Annotated in this window: 16 protein-coding genes; 11 read left to right on the top strand and 5 right to left on the bottom strand. The window is 57.0% G+C overall.

The genetic code is table 11. From position 1 onward, the window contains the following. Window positions 1-85: 85 nt before the first annotated feature. Complete coding sequence (gene psiE, locus K5I40_RS10680) at window positions 86-496, top strand: phosphate-starvation-inducible protein PsiE (protein WP_039031922.1); 411 nt, start codon at window positions 86-88, stop codon at window positions 494-496. 94 nt (window positions 497-590) lie between these two features. On the opposite strand, the gene malG is transcribed toward psiE, so the two are convergent. From malG to malE, 3 genes are all read right to left on the bottom strand, one after another. Continuing rightward, a complete protein-coding gene (gene malG, locus K5I40_RS10675; RefSeq protein ID WP_039031923.1) occupies window positions 591-1,481 on the bottom strand; it encodes a maltose ABC transporter permease MalG in 891 nt (296 codons plus the stop codon). 14 nt (window positions 1,482-1,495) lie between these two features. Next, entirely contained in the window at window positions 1,496-3,040 is a 1,545-nt protein-coding gene (gene malF / locus K5I40_RS10670) for a maltose ABC transporter permease MalF (protein ID WP_039031924.1), read from the bottom strand. 117 nt (window positions 3,041-3,157) lie between these two features. Then, the gene (malE, locus tag K5I40_RS10665; RefSeq protein ID WP_039031925.1) at window positions 3,158-4,348 is read right to left on the bottom strand and encodes a maltose/maltodextrin ABC transporter substrate-binding protein MalE; all 1,191 of its coding nucleotides are present in this window, start codon (window positions 4,346-4,348) and stop codon (window positions 3,158-3,160) included. 369 nt (window positions 4,349-4,717) lie between these two features. Between malE and malK the strand changes: the two genes are divergently transcribed. The 5 genes from malK (at window position 4,718) to ubiA (ending at window position 9,844) form a co-directional block, all read left to right on the top strand. Beyond that, window positions 4,718-5,827, top strand: a complete 1,110-nt coding sequence (gene malK, locus K5I40_RS10660) for a maltose/maltodextrin ABC transporter ATP-binding protein MalK (protein WP_039031926.1) — start codon at window positions 4,718-4,720, stop codon at window positions 5,825-5,827. 71 nt (window positions 5,828-5,898) lie between these two features. After that, complete coding sequence (locus K5I40_RS10655; protein WP_138370158.1) at window positions 5,899-7,206, top strand: maltoporin; 1,308 nt, start codon at window positions 5,899-5,901, stop codon at window positions 7,204-7,206. A gap of 102 nt (window positions 7,207-7,308) precedes the next feature. After that, window positions 7,309-8,283, top strand: a complete 975-nt coding sequence (malM, locus tag K5I40_RS10650) for a maltose operon protein MalM (protein ID WP_138370020.1) — start codon at window positions 7,309-7,311, stop codon at window positions 8,281-8,283. A 181-nt stretch (window positions 8,284-8,464) separates the two neighbouring features. Next, a complete protein-coding gene (ubiC, locus tag K5I40_RS10645) occupies window positions 8,465-8,962 on the top strand; it encodes a chorismate lyase (RefSeq protein ID WP_223074516.1) in 498 nt (165 codons plus the stop codon). Between the two features lie 12 nt (window positions 8,963-8,974). Continuing rightward, window positions 8,975-9,844, top strand: coding sequence for a 4-hydroxybenzoate octaprenyltransferase (ubiA, locus tag K5I40_RS10640; RefSeq protein WP_223074515.1), 870 nt, complete (start codon window positions 8,975-8,977; stop codon window positions 9,842-9,844). Window positions 9,845-9,935: 91 nt separating this feature from the next. Here the strand turns inward: ubiA and plsB are convergent, their stop codons facing one another. Continuing rightward, window positions 9,936-12,356: a glycerol-3-phosphate 1-O-acyltransferase PlsB gene (gene plsB / locus K5I40_RS10635; RefSeq protein ID WP_138370022.1), complete on the bottom strand. Its 2,421-nt coding sequence runs from the start codon at window positions 12,354-12,356 to the stop codon at window positions 9,936-9,938. A 155-nt stretch (window positions 12,357-12,511) separates the two neighbouring features. On the opposite strand from plsB, the gene K5I40_RS10630 reads away from it, so the two are divergent. The 4 genes from K5I40_RS10630 to K5I40_RS10615 all read left to right on the top strand — a co-directional run bounded on the left by K5I40_RS10630 (window position 12,512) and on the right by K5I40_RS10615 (window position 15,332). Next, entirely contained in the window at window positions 12,512-12,880 is a 369-nt protein-coding gene (locus K5I40_RS10630; protein ID WP_039031932.1) for a diacylglycerol kinase, read from the top strand. A gap of 109 nt (window positions 12,881-12,989) precedes the next feature. Beyond that, window positions 12,990-13,598, top strand: coding sequence for a transcriptional repressor LexA (gene lexA, locus K5I40_RS10625; protein ID WP_039031933.1), 609 nt, complete (start codon window positions 12,990-12,992; stop codon window positions 13,596-13,598). A gap of 63 nt (window positions 13,599-13,661) precedes the next feature. Continuing rightward, complete coding sequence (dinF, locus tag K5I40_RS10620) at window positions 13,662-14,981, top strand: MATE family efflux transporter DinF (protein WP_223074514.1); 1,320 nt, start codon at window positions 13,662-13,664, stop codon at window positions 14,979-14,981. Window positions 14,982-15,122: 141 nt separating this feature from the next. Further along, the gene (locus K5I40_RS10615) at window positions 15,123-15,332 is read left to right on the top strand and encodes a CsbD family protein (RefSeq protein WP_032615972.1); all 210 of its coding nucleotides are present in this window, start codon (window positions 15,123-15,125) and stop codon (window positions 15,330-15,332) included. A 68-nt stretch (window positions 15,333-15,400) separates the two neighbouring features. On the opposite strand, the gene zur is transcribed toward K5I40_RS10615, so the two are convergent. Further along, entirely contained in the window at window positions 15,401-15,916 is a 516-nt protein-coding gene (gene zur, locus K5I40_RS10610; protein WP_039031935.1) for a zinc uptake transcriptional repressor Zur, read from the bottom strand. Between the two features lie 114 nt (window positions 15,917-16,030). On the opposite strand from zur, the gene K5I40_RS10605 reads away from it, so the two are divergent. Beyond that, window positions 16,031-16,519 carry a cupin domain-containing protein gene (locus K5I40_RS10605; protein WP_223074513.1) on the top strand — a complete coding sequence of 163 codons (489 nt, stop codon included), beginning with the start codon at window positions 16,031-16,033 and terminating at the stop codon, window positions 16,517-16,519. Window positions 16,520-16,625: the final 106 nt, after the last annotated feature.

The following is a 16,625-nucleotide window of genomic DNA, read 5'->3' as shown; positions in this document are numbered from 1 at the left end:
TTGCACAAAATATAAACAAAAAATATAGATCCCCGTCACATTTTTGCGTTATACAGGAACCTCGCCCCGGAGAATGAGGTGCTGTATGACATCCCTGACTCGCCCGCGTGTTGAGTTCATCTCAACCATTCTGCAGACCGTGCTGAACCTGGGTCTGCTGAGCCTTGGCCTGATCCTGGTCGTCTTCCTCGGTAAAGAGACGGTGCATCTGGCTGATGTGCTTTTTGCCCCTGAGCAAACCAGCAAATACGAGCTGGTTGAAGGGCTGGTGGTCTACTTCCTCTACTTTGAATTTATCGCCTTGATCGTGAAGTACTTTCAGTCTGGCTTTCACTTCCCGCTGCGTTACTTTGTCTACATTGGCATTACCGCGATTGTGCGACTGATTATCGTCGATCATAAATCGCCCCTCGACGTGTTGCTCTATTCGGCGGCGATCCTGCTGCTGGTGATGACACTCTGGCTGTGCAACTCGAAGCGACTGAAACGGGAATAAAAAAGGGCGGCCCGAGGGCCGCCGAAAACAGTCACAAGTTTTGGATTAATACATCAAGGCAAAGTTGAGGGTTGCAGTGGAATAACAATGAAACTTAACCTTTCACGCCCCCCGCGGTCAGGCCGTTCACCAGCCAGCGCTGGGCCAGCAGGAACACGACGGTGATCGGGATAGCAGAGAGCACGGCGGCTGCGGCAAAGTCGCCCCACAGGTAGTTTTGCGGGTTGAGGTATTGCTGCATCCCTACCGCCAGCGTGTAGCTGTTCACATCACGCAGCAGCAGTGAGGCCACCGGCACTTCGGTGATGGCGGCGATAAACGACAGAATAAACACCACCGCCAGAATCGGGACCGACAGCGGCAGCAGCACCAGGCGGAACGCCTGCCACGGCGTCGCGCCATCCAGCGAGGCCGCTTCTTCCAGCGAGTTGTCGATGGTTTCGAAATAGCCTTTGATGGTCCAGACGTGCAGCGCAATCCCGCCGAGATAGGCGAAAATCACCCCGCCGTGGGTGTTCAGACCGATAAACGGCACGTACTGGCCGAGGCGGTCAAACAACGCGTACAGGGCCACCAGCGACAGCACCGCCGGGAACATCTGGAAAATCAGCATCCCTTTCAGCAGCGTCGCTTTACCCGGGAAGCGCATACGGGCAAAGGCGTAGGCGCAGGTAGTGGAGAGCGTCACGATACCGATCGCGGTGATGGTGGCGACTTTCACCGAGTTCCACAGCCACAGCAGCACCGGGAACGGCGGCGGCGTGACGCGGCCGTCGGCGTGCTCAACGCTGAAGCCCAGCGCCAGCTTCCAGTGCTCCCAGGAGATTTCGTCCGGGATCAGGCTGCCGGTGGCGAAGTTCCCCGAACGCAGGGAGATGGCGATAACCATCAGCAGCGGGAACATGATCGCCGCGATAAAAATCAGCAGCCCTAAGTGCGTCACGAGGAGGCGCAGTTTCTGAGATTTGGGTTGTACCATAGCCATAATATGTGCCCTCCTTAGTCGAATTTCATGCGGGTGGCTTTCAGGTTCACGATAGCCAGCGCGCCTACCAGCAGGAAGATCAGGGTGGCGATGGCCGCCGCCAGACCGAAGTCCTGACCACCGCCGCCTTCGAAGGCGATACGGTAGGTGTAGCTGACGAGCAGGTCGGTGTAGCCTGCTGGCGTGGTGGTGCCGAGACGGTCCGGGCCACCGTTGGTCAACAGCTGAATCAGCACGAAGTTGTTAAAGTTAAAGGCGAAGCTGGCGATCATTAGCGGCGTCAGCGGCTTGATCAGCAGCGGAAGCGTAATCTTAAAGAAGTTCTGGAACGGGGTCGCACCGTCCATGGCCGAGGCTTCGTAAAGGTCATCCGGGATCGCCTTCAGCAGCCCCATGCACAGGATCATCATGTACGGATAGCCGAGCCAGGTGTTAACGATGACGATCATGCTGCGGGCGGTGGTCGGGTCGCTGAACCACGCCGGTTTGATGCCAAACAGGCTGCTCAGCATCATGTTGATCTCACCAAAGCTCTGGTTGAACAGCCCTTTGAAAATCAGAATCGAGATGAACGACGGTACGGCGTACGGCAGAATCAGCAGGACGCGATAGATCGCTTTGCCTTTCAGGGATTCCCACTGCACCAGGCAGGCCAGCACCATGCCCACGGCCACGGTCAGGATCACGGTGAGCACCGAGAAGACCACGGTCCAGACAAAGATAGCGAAGAACGGTTTCTGGATGCCTTCGTCGGTAAAGACGCGGGTGAAGTTGTCCCAGCCGATGGTCACGGTGTAGCCCGGGCTGAGCTTATCGTCACCCCAGTTGCCGTCGGCATTCACGGACTGGTAGAAGCCGATGTCGTTATTCGGGCGGTACTTCACGCCGGTCTGGTTGTTGGTGAGCGTGCTGTCATCGCCCAGCGTATACAGCGGGCGGGTGCCGGAGAACTGGCGCAGCGAGCTCATAATGACTTTGCTTTCGTCCGGCAGCTCAGCGGTCAGCTGGGTCAGCGCCTGACGATTCTGGGTGATGATACGCAGGTTGGCGCGTTCGCCTTCCGGCAGCGCGTCGGCTTCTTTCAGCGCCAGTTTCTGCTCGCCGCCAAATTTAAAGGCGTCGGAGACGTAGTATTTGCCCGCGGCATCGTCGGTCAGCGCCAGCTTCCACTCGTCGCCAGCAGGGTAGAGACCAAAGTTAAAGGTCTTACCGGCCTGATAGGAGCGATCCATCAGCACCTGCTGGGCGCGCTCCTGAGCGAGCTGGTTGGTGCTGCTGTAGTTGGTGAAGGCGATGGCGATGGTGCAAATGAGGGGGAACAGGACAAACAGCCCCATCCCGGCCACACCCGGATAAACATAGCGCCAGGCATAGGCTTTGCGGTTAGCAAAAATATAGAGGCCGATTGAGCTTAAAATCAGCGTCATCGCGGCAAACAGGTACTCCCCCTGGGCGTACATCAAAACAACAAGGTAACCCACCAGCAAGCCCAGCAGACCAATCACTGACCATTTCAGCGTGTCGCTTTGCCACCAGTGTTTCTTTTTAACGACATCCATGGGGTTCTTCCTCTACAACTGTGAAAACTTATTGTCAGGTGGCGCTCCGCTTACCTGACCTACGGTCCGAGCCGTAGTTGTAGGGCGGGTAAGCGAAGCGCCACCCGCCACTGTGACTTACTTGGTAATACGGCCCTGTGCATCTTTCAGCGCGGCATCCACGGTCTGACGACCGCTTGCTGCGTTGATGACCGCAGTACGGGTGGCATACCAGAAGGCAGCCATCTGCGGGATGTTCGGCATGATTTCGCCTTTCTCGGCGTTGCTCATGGTTGCCGCGATACGTGGATCTTTCGCCAGGGTTTCCTGGAAGGATTTCAGCGCGACAGCGCCCAGCGGTTTGTCCTTGTTAACTTCTTCCAGACCCTGATCGGTCAGGAGGTAGTTTTCGAGGAACTCTTTCGCCAGCTCTTTGTTCGGGCTGGCGGCGTTGATACCGGCACTCAGCACGCCAACGAACGGTTTAGACGGCTTGCCTTTGAAGGTTGGCAGCACCGCGACGCCGTAGTTGATTTTGCTCTTGTCGATGTTGGACCACGCCCACGGACCGTTGATGGTCATCGCGGTTTCGCCCTTGTTGAAGGCCGCTTCGGCGATGGAGTAGTCGGTATCCGCGTTCATCTGTTTGTTCTTGATCAGGTCAACCAGGAAGGTCAGACCCGCTTTCGCGCCTGCGCTGTCCACGCCGACGTCTTTCACGTCGTATTTGCCGTTTTCAAACTTGAACGCATAACCGCCGTCGGCAGCAATCAGCGGCCAGGTGAAGTACGGCTCCTGCAGGTTGAACATCAGCGCGCTCTTACCTTTCGCCTTCAGCTCTTTATCCAGCGCCGGGATCTCTTCCCAGGTTTTTGGCGGGTTCGGTACCAGGTCTTTGTTGTAGATCAGAGAGAGCGATTCAACCGCGACCGGGTAAGCAATCAGCTTGCCGTTGTAACGCACGGCGTCCCAGGTGAACGGGAACAGCTTGTCCTGGAAGGCTTTATCCGGAGACACTTCCGCCAGCAGGCCAGACTGCGCGTAGCCGCCGAAACGGTCATGCGCCCAGAAGATAATGTCCGGGCCGTCGCCGGTGGCCGCAACCTGCGGGAATTTCTCTTCCAGCTTGTCCGGGTGCTCAACGGTGACTTTGATGCCGGTATCTTTCTCGAATTTTTTACCCACTTCGGCCAGGCCGTTGTAGCCTTTGTCGCCGTTAATCCAGATTACCAGCTTACCTTCTTCAATTTTGGCGAGCGCCGGAGCGGAAATCATCATTGCTGCCAGGGCGGACAATGCGAAAACGCGTGCGCCAGTCTTGATATTCATATCTGCCATCCTTTTTGGTGATGTGCTGTGGATACATTAAGGTGGTTCAACGTCGCTCAGTCTCCTTATTTGACATCCTCTTTCCATCCTCCTGTCCCCTACGCCCCACCCCCTCTTTATGTGATCTGCGTTGCATAACTTTCAGTTATGTGTCCCAGCGCACATAAAACCGCGGTCAATTTTGCCAGTGACATCACGAATTTAGCCTCAGCCCCCTGGGCGCGCTGTCTGAGTCCACTCTCTCATCCTCCCGCCTCCTCCCCCATAAAAAAGGCTGGGGGTGGAGGATTCGCGAGGCGGCCCGATACCGCATAGTCAGCCCATATTGAATGTTTCTGTTGATGACAGGCTGTAACAAGGGAGTAGGGCATGGCGAGCGTAGAACTGCGTAACGTAACGAAAGCCTGGGGCGACGTGGTGGTATCGAAAGATATCAATCTCGATATCCAGGAAGGTGAATTCGTGGTTTTTGTTGGCCCGTCAGGCTGTGGTAAATCCACGCTGCTGCGCATGATTGCCGGTCTGGAGACCATCACCAGCGGCGATCTGATGATTGGCGATACCCGGATGAACGATATCCCGCCTGCGGAACGCGGCGTCGGGATGGTATTCCAGTCTTACGCACTTTATCCCCATCTCTCCGTTGCCGAGAACATGTCGTTCGGCCTCAAGCTGGCTGGCGCAAAAAAAGAGACCATTAACCAGCGCGTGACCCAGGTTGCCGAAGTGCTGCAGCTGGCGCACCTGCTGGAGCGTAAGCCGAAGGCGCTCTCCGGTGGTCAGCGTCAGCGTGTGGCGATTGGCCGTACGCTGGTGGCAGAGCCGCGCGTGTTCCTGCTCGATGAGCCGCTGTCGAACCTCGACGCCGCGCTGCGCGTGCAGATGCGTATTGAGATCTCCCGTCTGCACAAACGCCTTGGCCGCACCATGATTTACGTCACCCACGATCAGGTCGAAGCGATGACCCTGGCCGACAAGATTGTGGTGCTGGATGCCGGTCGCGTGGCGCAGGTCGGTAAACCGCTGGAGCTCTATCACTACCCGGCAGACCGCTTTGTTGCGGGCTTTATTGGCTCGCCAAAGATGAACTTCCTGCCGGTGAAAGTCACCGCGACCGCCATCGATCAAGTTCAGGTCGAACTGCCTAACCGCCAGCAGGTGTGGTTACCGGTAGACAGCGCGAACGTCAACGTAGGGGCCAACATGTCCCTTGGTATCCGCCCTGAGCATCTGCTGCCAAGCCACATCGCCGATGTGACTCTTGAAGGCGAGGTTCAGGTGGTTGAGCAGTTAGGTCATGAAACACAGATTCATATCCAGATCCCCGCCATTCGTCAGAACCTGGTCTACCGCCAGAACGACGTGGTGTTGGTAAAAGAGGGTGCCACATTCGCTATCGGCTTGCCGCCAGAGCGCTGCCATCTGTTCCGTGAGGATGGCACTGCATGTCGTCGGCTGCATCAGGAGCCCGGCGTTTAAGCAATCCCAATAATAAGCACGAAACCATCAGGTGAAGTGTTCAAAGAAAAGCAATGATCTCAGGAGATAGAATAATGATTACTCTGCGCAAAGTCCCTCTGGCACTCGCCATTGCGGCAGGCATCATGTCTGCCCAGGCCGGCGCTGTAGACTTTAAAGGTTATGCTCGTTCCGGCATTGGCTGGACCGGGAGTGGTGGCGAACAGCAGTGTTTCCAGGCAACAGGTGCACAAAGTAAATACCGTCTCGGTAACGAATGTGAAACCTATGCTGAGATTAAACTGGGCCAGGAAGTGTGGAAAGAGGGCGACAAGAGCTTCTACTTCGACACCAACGTAGCCTACTCCGTTGCACAGCAGAATGACTGGGAAGCGACCAGCCCGGCATTCCGTGAAGCAAACGTGCAGGGTAAAAACCTGATCGAATGGCTGCCAGGCTCCACTATCTGGGCCGGTAAGCGCTTCTATCAGCGTCATGACGTTCACATGATCGACTTCTACTACTGGGATATCTCCGGTCCTGGTGCAGGTATCGAAAACATCGATCTGGGCTTCGGTAAACTGTCTTTGGCAGCGACCCGTTCTTCTGAGTCCGGCGGCTCTTCCGCGTTCTCAGACTTCGATACTGATGGCAACCGCGTTTACGACAATATCGTGCCAAACGACGTCTTTGACGTTCGTTTAGCGGGCATGGAAATCAACCCGGGCGGTACCCTGGAGCTGGGCGTTGACTACGGTCACACCAACATTCCTGACGACTACTACCTGCAGCCTGGCGCCTCTAAAGATGGCTGGATGTTCACCGCTGAACACACCCAGAGCATGCTGAAAGGCTTTAACAAGTTTGTGGTTCAGTACGCAACGGACTCTATGACCTCCAACGGTAAAGGTATCCCGCAGGGTGCGAGCCTGAACAACGACGGTTCTCTGATCCGCGTTCTCGACCACGGTGCGATCACCCTGGCTGACCAGTGGGATCTGATGTACGTCGGTATGTACCAGAACATCGACCGCGACAACAACAACGGTACCGAATGGTGGACCGTGGGTGTTCGTCCGATGTTCAAATGGACACCAATCATGTCCACCCTGCTGGAAGTTGGCTACGACAACGTCAAGTCTCAGAAAACTGACGACACCAACAGCCAGTACAAAATCACCCTGGCGCAACAGTGGCAGGCAGGCGACAGCATCTGGTCCCGTCCGGCTATCCGCGTCTTCGCAACCTACGCCAAGTGGGATGAGAAATGGGGTTACGCAGACAACGGTGACACTGGCTACACCTCTGGCGTAGCGTATAACGACACCTCTGCGAAAACCTTCAGCCGTGGCGACAACGATGAGTGGACCTTCGGTGCCCAGATGGAAATCTGGTGGTAATACGTAACTGACCTAAAAGAGGGGCGCAAGCCCCTCTCTTCTTAGGGTACTGCGCGCTATTGCCTGGCCAACGCAGTGCTAACGCAATCTGAGGTAATAACAATGAAAATGAAAAAAAGTCTCGTCGCGCTGTGCCTCTCTGCAGGGCTGCTGGCAAGCGTTCCAGCCGTTACCCTCGCCAGCGTCAATTTCGTACCGCAAAACACCAGCGCCGCGCCTGCTATTCCGGGAGCCGCGCTCCAGCAGCTGGTCTGGACGCCTGTTGATCAGTCCAAAGCCCAGACAACCCAACTCTCTACCGGTGGCCAGACCTTAAACGTGGCGGGGATCGCCGGTCCGGTGGCTGCCTACAGCGTGCCGGCTAACATCGGCGAAATCACCCTGACGCTGACAAGCGTTGTGGATAAACAGACCAGCGTATTTGCACCGAACGTGCTGATTCTGGACCAGAATCTGACACCATCGGCCTACTTCCCGAGCGAATACTTCACCTACCAGGAACCGGGCGTGATGAGCGCCGATCGCCTGGAAGGGGTGATGCGCCTGACGCCAGCGCTGGGCCAGCAGAAATTGTATGTGCTGGTGTTCACCACCGATAAAGATCTGCAGCAAACCACCAAACTTCTCGATCCGGCTAAAGCCTATGCCAAAGGCACCGGCAACGCCGTACCGGATATCCCGGACCCGATTGCCCGTCACGTGACGGATGGCCAGCTGAAGCTGAAAGTGTCTACCAATAACGCCTCCAGCGTGCTGGTTGGCCCACTGTTTGGCTCTTCCGGCCCGGGCCCGGTCACGGTAGGTAATACCGCCGCACCTGCACCTGTATATGCCGCACCGGCCCCAGCGCAAGCCGCCGCCCCGGTTGCCGCGCCAGCCGTTGCCCCGACTCCGGCTCCGGCGAAGAAGAGCGAGCCGGTACTGAACGATACCGAAACCTACTTCAATCAGGCCATTAAACAGGCAGTCGCAAAAGGTGACGTCGATAAAGCGCTGAAACTGCTGGATGAAGCAGAGCGTTTAGGCTCAACCACTGCCCGTTCCACCTTTATCAGCAGTGTAAAAGGCAAGGGGTGACCGTCTCCCCACAGTGCTGATTTTGTCAGTAGTTTGGTGCGCCCTTCCGGGCGCACTTTTTTTGCGCGGGATGCTGCTGTTGCATCTCTGTTGCGATAATGATCGCTAACTTGCGTTTGCCCGCCCTCATTGCCCGTTTCTGCGATACAATAGCTTTACGTTATGTATCGGAGAGTCTGGCATGTCACACCCCGCGCTTTTGCTCCTGCGTGCGCTGCGCTATTTCGACGAAATCCCCGCGCTGGAACCGGGGCAGCTCGACTGGCTGCTGCTGGAAGATTCCATGACCAAACGTTTTGAGCAGCAGGGCAAGAAAGTCACCGTCACCCTCATTCAGGAGGGGTTCGTCACGCCTGACGCGGTTGCGGATGAACTGCCGTTACTGCCGAAAGAGGCGCGCTACTGGCTGCGGGAGATCCTGCTCTGTGCCGACGGCGAGCCGTGGCTGGCCGGGCGCACCGTGGTGCCAGAGTCCACCCTCACCGGGCCGGAGATGGCGCTACAGCAGATGGGCAAAACCCCGCTGGGACGTTATCTGTTCACCTCCTCCGAGCTGACCCGTGATTTTATTGAAATTGGGCGCGATGCCGGGCTGTGGGGACGCCGTTCCCGCCTGCGCTTAAGTGGTAAACCCTTGATGCTGACCGAGCTGTTTTTACCGGCGTCACCGTTGTATTAAGAGGAAGAGAAAATGGAGTGGAGTCTGAAGCAGAACAAGCTGCTGGCGTACCACCGCCTGATGCGAACGGATAAGCCGATCGGTGCCTTATTGCTGCTGTGGCCGACCCTGTGGGCGCTGTGGGTGGCTACCCCCGGGCTGCCGCCGCTGTGGATCCTGGCGGTATTCGTGGCGGGCGTCTGGCTGATGCGTGCCGCAGGCTGTGTGGTTAACGACTATGCCGATCGCAAATTTGACGGCCACGTGAAACGCACGGCCAACCGCCCGCTGCCTAGCGGCGACGTAACCGAGAAAGAGGCGCGTGCGCTGTTTGTGGTGCTGGTCCTGCTCTCGTTCCTGCTGGTGTTAACCCTGAACACCATGACCATTCTGCTCTCCGTGGCAGCGCTGGCTCTGGCCTGGGTCTATCCGTTTATGAAGCGCTACACCCATCTGCCGCAGGTGGTGCTGGGAGCCGCCTTTGGCTGGTCGATTCCGATGGCGTTTGCCGCCGTCAGCGAAAGTGTGCCGCTGAGCTGCTGGCTGATGTTCCTGGCTAACATCCTCTGGGCGGTGGCCTACGACACCCAGTACGCGATGGTGGATCGCGACGACGATCTGAAGATTGGCATCAAATCGACCGCCATTCTGTTTGGTCGTCAGGACAAACTGATTATCGGGATTTTGCAGGTGGCGGTGCTGGCGCTGATGGTGGCGATTGGCTACCTGAACCAGCTTGGCGGAGCGTTCTACGCGGCGGTTGCGGCGGCGGGCGTGCTGTTTATCTACCAGCAGAAGCTGATTGCCAACCGCGAGCGCGAAGCCTGTTTTAAAGCGTTTTTGAATAACAACTATGTGGGGCTGGTGTTGTTTGTCGGGTTAGCGATTAGCTACTGGGCATAAAAAAGCCCGGTGGCGCTAGCGCTTACCGGGCCTACAGGTTCTGTATCGTAGGCCGGGTAAGGCGAAGCCGCCACCCGGCATTTTTTATGCACTACTCGCCCTGCGTCGCGCTCTCAATCGTTAAGCGCACATCTGAGGTAATCAGGTCCGCCAGCATCTGGTAAACTTTCATTGTCTCTTCCGGCTCGGCATCGCCGCTGTCACTGATATAACCCTCGTCACGCAGCGTCAACACCAGTGAACTGAAGACCGCTTTGTCGAAGAACTCCGGCGCGTTGATGCCGTGCAGCATCGACAGGCGCTGTGCCAGCGTGCGGCTCTCTTTCTCCAGCGTCCCGCGGTTGATCGACGGGTTGGCGCTCAGCAGCCAGAAGGTAATGGCGTAGCGCTGGACGGTTTCGCGTGCACCCGCTGCCAGCAGCTGCAGCGTACGTGAGTGGGCGGTGTTGATCACCAGCACGTCATCTTTCAGCGTTATCAGCCCCTGGCGAACCAGCTCTTCGATATGCTTATCCAGCACCTCAGCCAGCTCGTCGCTGTTCCAGCGCAGGAACAGTTCGGCTTTCAGCATCGGATAGAGCGTCGTGACATTATCCAGCAGCGCCTGACGGGTGATCTGGCGATGTTGGGTCACGATGGCCGCCATCAGCGATGGCACCATCAGCATATGGGCGATGTTGTTGCGGTAGTAGGTCATCAGTACCGCCTGCTCGCGCGGCAGAATGATGATATCGCCGATGGTGTCTTTCTCGACCTCGAACTTGTTCATCTGCAGGGCGTGATCGATGAGCTCACTGGCGCTGGCGGTGGGTACCGTGGCGTCTGAGGCATAGGGCACGTTGCGCATCAGGTTCAGGTAGCAGTCGATCTGCTCGGTCAGCTGCTCGCGGGTAAGCGAACGCTGGCGCGAGGCAAGCAGGGCGGTACAGCACAGGTTCATGGCGTTGGCCGCCCCGGCGTTGTTAATCCGCACCATCAGATCGGCAGCAATGGCGTTAACCGTCGGCGTCAGCCAGGCCGGGCGCACCGCTTCGATGGGATCGATAGACTCGCGCCACTCCGGTACCCGGTTGTTAAGGTAGGTCATCAGCGGCATCGGTTCGCCGAAGTTAACATACCCCTGGCCGAGGTTACGCAGCTTGCTTAAGCCGCGCAGCATCTGCAGCAGGCTCTCTTTCTCTTTGGTAGCACCGCGCAGCTCTTTGGCGTAAGTGCCCACTTCCATCACGTGCTCGTAACCGATGTAAATCGGCACCAGGGTGATAGGGCGCGTGCCGCCGCGCAGCATCGCCTGAATGGTCATCGACAGGGTGCCGGTCTTCGGATCGAGCAGACGCCCGGTACGGGAACGGCCGCCCTCCACGAAGTACTCGACGGAATAGCCGCGGCTGAACAGCTCACCAAGGTATTCACGGAACACGGTGGAGTAGAGCTTGTTGCCTTTGAAGGTACGACGAATAAAGAACGCACCCAGACGACGGAAGATCGGGCCTGCTGGCCAGAAGTTGAGGTTAATGCCCGCCGCAATGTGCGGTGGCACCAGCCCCTGATGGTAGAGCACGTACGAGAGCAGCAGATAGTCCATGTGGCTGCGGTGGCAGGGCACGTAGACGATCTCATGGCCGTCGTGGGCTAGCTGGCGCACGCGCTCAGCGTTGTGCACGTTGATGCCCTGATAGAGACGGTTCCAGGTGAAGCTCAGGATACGGTCGCTCAGGCGGATCATCTCGTAGGAGAAGTTGGCGGCAATCTCTTCCATCAGGGCGATGGCGTTTTGCTGCGCCTTCTCATGGGAGATCTTTTTGCTGCGCGCTTCGTCTTCGACGGCACGGGCGATGGCTTTTGACGCCAGCAGTTTGTTAAACAGATCCTGGCGAGCAGGCAGGCGCGGGCCTACCGCGGCAAGACGCTGGCGGGCAAAGTGCATACGCGCCACGCGGGCCAGCTTCTGGGCGATGGTTTTATCCGTACCGTGCTCATCGGCCATGCGGCGCAGTGAAACCGACGGTGAAAAACGGACAAAGCTGTCACGGCCCAGCCAGTTGACGGCGAAAAACTTCTGTACCCCGTTGAGCATGCGCAACGGCGGGTTCTCTTCGCCTTTGTCGCGCCCCGGACGACGGCCAAACATCACCGATACCGGCACCATCTGCACGTCCAGCAGCGGATTGCTGCGGTGCAGGTCGAGGTAGTCATGGAACAGCTTGATCGACTCTTCTTTCGGCGTGTACCAGGTGAAAACGCGAGGACCGCCGTGGATAAAGATGTAGCGTGGCAGCAGGGTGCCGTCGATCTCCAGCGGCTCCAGCGGATCCGGGAGATCGTGCGCCAGGCACTGGGCGCGCAGCGTCAGCAAGTCGGCCTTCGAGTTGTAAGGCAAAACGTACATAATAGGACGCGAGGTATCGAGTCCCAATTCCAGGGTTGGAACCGCCGGAATAGACTTGCTTTTTACCAAGACGCTTAATGGTAAATTAAGTAATTTGTAGTAAATTCGTGGCCAGCCAGACATAAACGATGTAAAGCCTCTGGTTAAAAATGCAATTGCGGCGCAAGGATAACAGAAAGCGCGCAAAATTTCTGTTGTTACCCGTCATACTTCCGGTGGCTGCGCCAGGCGCTTAAACCACCGTTTCTGACGCTATTTTCGAAGAAAGGTTTCTTTTAATGGCCAACAATACCACTGGGTTAACCCGAATCATTAAAGCTGCCGGCTATTCATGGAAAGGCATTCGTGCTGCCTGGATCAATGAAGCCGCTTTTCGCCAGGAGGGGGTTGCTGTCATCGCGGCGATTATTATTGCCTGCTGGCTGGACGTTGATCCCATCACCCGCGTACTGCTGATTGGCTCGGTGATGTTGGTGATGATAGTCGAAATTCTGAACAGCGCGATCGAGGCGGTGGTCGATCGTATTGGTAGTGACTACCACGAGCTGTCGGGGCGGGCGAAAGACATGGGCTCTGCCGCTGTGCTGATGGCGATTATCGTTGCCCTGTTTACCTGGGTCACGCTGCTTTGGGGACATTTGCGATAAGCCTTCAGAAACCGAACAAGTCTCTGGTTTTTTATGCGGTTTGTGGTTCCAAAATCACCTTTAGCTGTATATACTCACAGCATAACTGTATATACACCCAGGGGGCGGAATGAAAGCGTTAACGACCAGGCAGCAAGAGGTGTTTGATCTCATTCGGGATCATATCGGCCAGACGGGAATGCCGCCGACGCGTGCAGAAATTGCGCAGCGTCTGGGCTTCCGTTCTCCAAACGCCGCTGAAGAGCACCTTAAAGCCCTGGCGCGTAAAGGTGTGCTTGAGATTGTGTCCGGCGCTTCGCGTGGTATCCGTCTGCTGGTTGAAGCAGAAGAGGGCCTTCCGCTCGTCGGTCGCGTCGCTGCGGGGGAACCGCTGCTGGCGCAACAGCACATTGAAGGCCACTATCAGGTCGATCCTGGCATGTTCAAACCGAGCGCGGACTTCTTGCTGCGCGTCAGCGGGATGTCCATGAAGGATATCGGGATTCTGGACGGCGATCTGCTGGCGGTGCATAAAACGCAGGACGTGCGCAACGGCCAGGTCGTTGTGGCGCGCATCGATGACGAAGTCACCGTTAAGCGCCTGAAGAAACAGGGCAACACGGTGCAGCTCCTGCCGGAAAACAACGAGTTTTCCCCGATTGTTGTCGATCTGCGTGAACATAACTTCTCCATCGAAGGGCTGGCGGTAGGCGTCATCCGCAACGGTGAATGGTTATAACGTCTTCCTGACAGACTGCGGCAATGCTGCAGTCTGCTTTTCCCGTCTCTCCCGGTCATACACATGTCTCTGCTGACTGCTTCAGACAAGGCGTTATGGCGTCTTGCCCTCCCGATGATCGTCTCCAATATCAGCGTCCCTCTGCTGGGGCTGGTGGACACTGCCGTCATCGGTCATCTGGATTCTCCTGTCTATCTTGGCGGTGTCGCCATCGGCGCGACAGCGACCAGCTTCCTGTTTATGCTGCTGCTCTTTTTGCGCATGAGCACCACCGGCCTGACTGCTCAGGCGTATGGCGCGAAAGATCCGCTGCGTCTGGCCAGGGCGCTGGTGCAGCCGCTGATCCTGGCTCTCGGTGCCGGGCTGCTGATTGTGCTGCTGCGCACGCCGCTTATCGACCTGGCGCTGCATATCGTAGGCGGCAGCGAGGATGTACTGCATCAGGCGCGACGCTTCCTTGAGATCCGCTGGCTCAGCGCCCCGGCATCGCTGGCGAATCTGGTGCTGCTCGGCTGGCTGCTGGGGGTCCAGTATGCCCGCGCGCCGGTGATCCTGCTGGTGGTGGGGAACCTGCTCAATATCGTGCTGGATCTGTGGCTGGTAATCGGACTGAAAATGAACGTCCAGGGCGCAGCCCTGGCGACCGCTATCGCCGAATACGCCACTTTGCTCATAGGCCTGTGGATGGTCTGGCGGGTACTGGCCCTGCGCGGTATTTCGCTGGCGCTGCTGAAGGCGAGCTGGCGCGGGAATATCCGCAAGCTGCTGGCCCTCAATCGCGACATCATGCTGCGCTCGCTGTTGCTACAACTCTGCTTCGGGGCGCTGACGGTGCTGGGCGCGCGGCTGGGGCCGGAGATTATCGCCGTCAACGCCGTTCTGATGACGCTGTTGACCTTTACCGCCTACGCGCTGGATGGCTTTGCCTATGCGGTTGAGGCGCACTCCGGGCAGGCCTATGGCGCACGCGAAAGCGGCCAGCTGCGCGAGGTGTGGCGGGCAGCCTGCCGTCAGTCTGGTATGGTGGCGCTGGCCTTCGCCCTTGTCTATGCTCTGGCTGGCAACCAAATCGTTGCGCTGCTGACCTCTTTGCCCGAGCTGCGGGCGCTGGCGAGCCATTACCTTATCTGGCAGGTGGTTCTGCCGATGGTGGGCGTCTGGTGCTATCTGCTGGATGGCATGTTTATCGGCGCAACCCGGGGAGCCGAGATGCGCAACAGCATGGCCGTCGCGGCCGCCGGGTTTGGCCTCACGCTCTTTACCCTGCCGTGGCTCGGCAACCACGGCCTGTGGTTGGCGTTGAGCGTCTTCCTGGCCCTGCGGGGCCTGTCTCTGGCCTGGATCTGGCGGCGTCACTGGCGCAACGGCACCTGGTTTCAGTAGCGGCTTCGTCTGACGAAATGGTAAAAGATTCCGAATAACAAACCCAACGCCGCAGGCTTATCTATAATTATTATCACGTCCAGCACGAAATGAACTTCAGGACGAACTTAACCTTAACGACCGAACGAAGAGGAATCGATGATGAATAAAGACCAAGTCGGCGGTAACTGGAAGCAATTCAAAGGTAAAGTAAAAGAACAGTGGGGTGACCTGACTGACGATGACATGACCGTCATCGAAGGTAAACGTGACCAGCTGGTGGGTAAAATTCAGGAACGCTATGGATACGAGAAAGACCAGGCGGAGAAAGAAGTTGGTGACTGGGAAACCCGTAACAACTACCGCTGGTAAGTAACTACTACCCGCAGGTACATGGATGTGCGCCCAGGGCGACCTTAAGGTCGCCCGTTTTTTTGTGCTCAGCGCGGCTTCTTTTTCAGCTGGATAGAGTGGTCGTGCTGGCAATTTTCCTGATGGCGGCAGGCCTCGACTTCAACGCAGTTGCGGCACAGGCCGTGCGCTTCAATCACATTGTGGCGCAGGGCAAAGCCCATCTTTGCCGCCAGGGTATGCATAATATCTTCCACTCCCTCAGCGCCTTCTTCCTTCACGCTGCCGCAGCGATCGCAGATAAACATCGCTGAGGTGTGGGTCGGCTGATCGAACAGGTGACACAGCACATAGCTGTTGGTCGATTCCACCTTATGCACAAAGCCCTGCTCGAGTAAAAAATCGAGTGCCCGATAAACGGTTGGAGGCTTCGCCTGCGGCTCGCTTTCGCGCAGCAGGTCGAGCAGATCGTAGGCGCTGATGGCCCCGTTCTGCAGGCTCAACAGACGCAACACTTCAAGGCGCTGCGGAGTCAGGCGCACATTGCGTTGCGCGCAGAGCTTTTCGGCTTGCGCTAACAGTGCCTGCATTGTGGTCGTTTCCATTTTGCACCTCGAATAACGTGGAATGAGAAACCCTCACTTTATCATGTTCTGGTCCAAACGCCGAGATCCACCGGGTATGCTATACCTGACGAAAACCCGCAGGAGAATAAAACCATGAAAAGACCTGACTGCATTCGACACTGGCGCGATGTCGAAGGCCCGGACAACTCCACCTATCCCGACAGTACAGAGCTTTTTTCCATTGGCGCGCCGCTGGCCCGCGCGCTGGGGCTCAGCCGTCTCGGTATCCACCACGAACGTCTGCCGCCGGGACGTCGCACCTCTTATCCGCATGCCGAAAGCGATGAAGAAGAATTTATCTTTGTACTGGAGGGTTATCCTGAAGCCTGGATCAACGGTTATTTATGGAAACTTGAACCGGGAGACAGCGTGGGATTTCCTGCCGGGACGGGCGTCTGCCACACCTTTATTAATAACACCACGGAAGAAGTGCGGTTATTAGTCGTGGGCGAAGCGAATAAAAAATATAACCGAATTTATTATCCGCTGAATGCGGTATATGCCGCTACCCGGGAAGATCGCTGGATAGATCATCCGCCACAATTTTTTGGTCCTCATAATGGAAAACCAGGGCGAAATTAATTTCTTGTTCTATACCTACTTAAAGCCATAAGGAAATCAACAGCTTAATCTAATACGAAAGTTTAAGATATATTCGGCTCCTAATACTTTTTTCACAGAGGACGTA

The sequence above is a fragment of the Leclercia sp. LTM14 genome (assembly GCF_023736175.1).
GTDB lineage: Bacteria > Pseudomonadota > Gammaproteobacteria > Enterobacterales > Enterobacteriaceae > Enterobacter > Enterobacter barmai.
The sequence above is the reverse complement of the archived record's forward strand: the minus strand, read 5'-3'. Positions and strand labels throughout refer to the sequence as shown.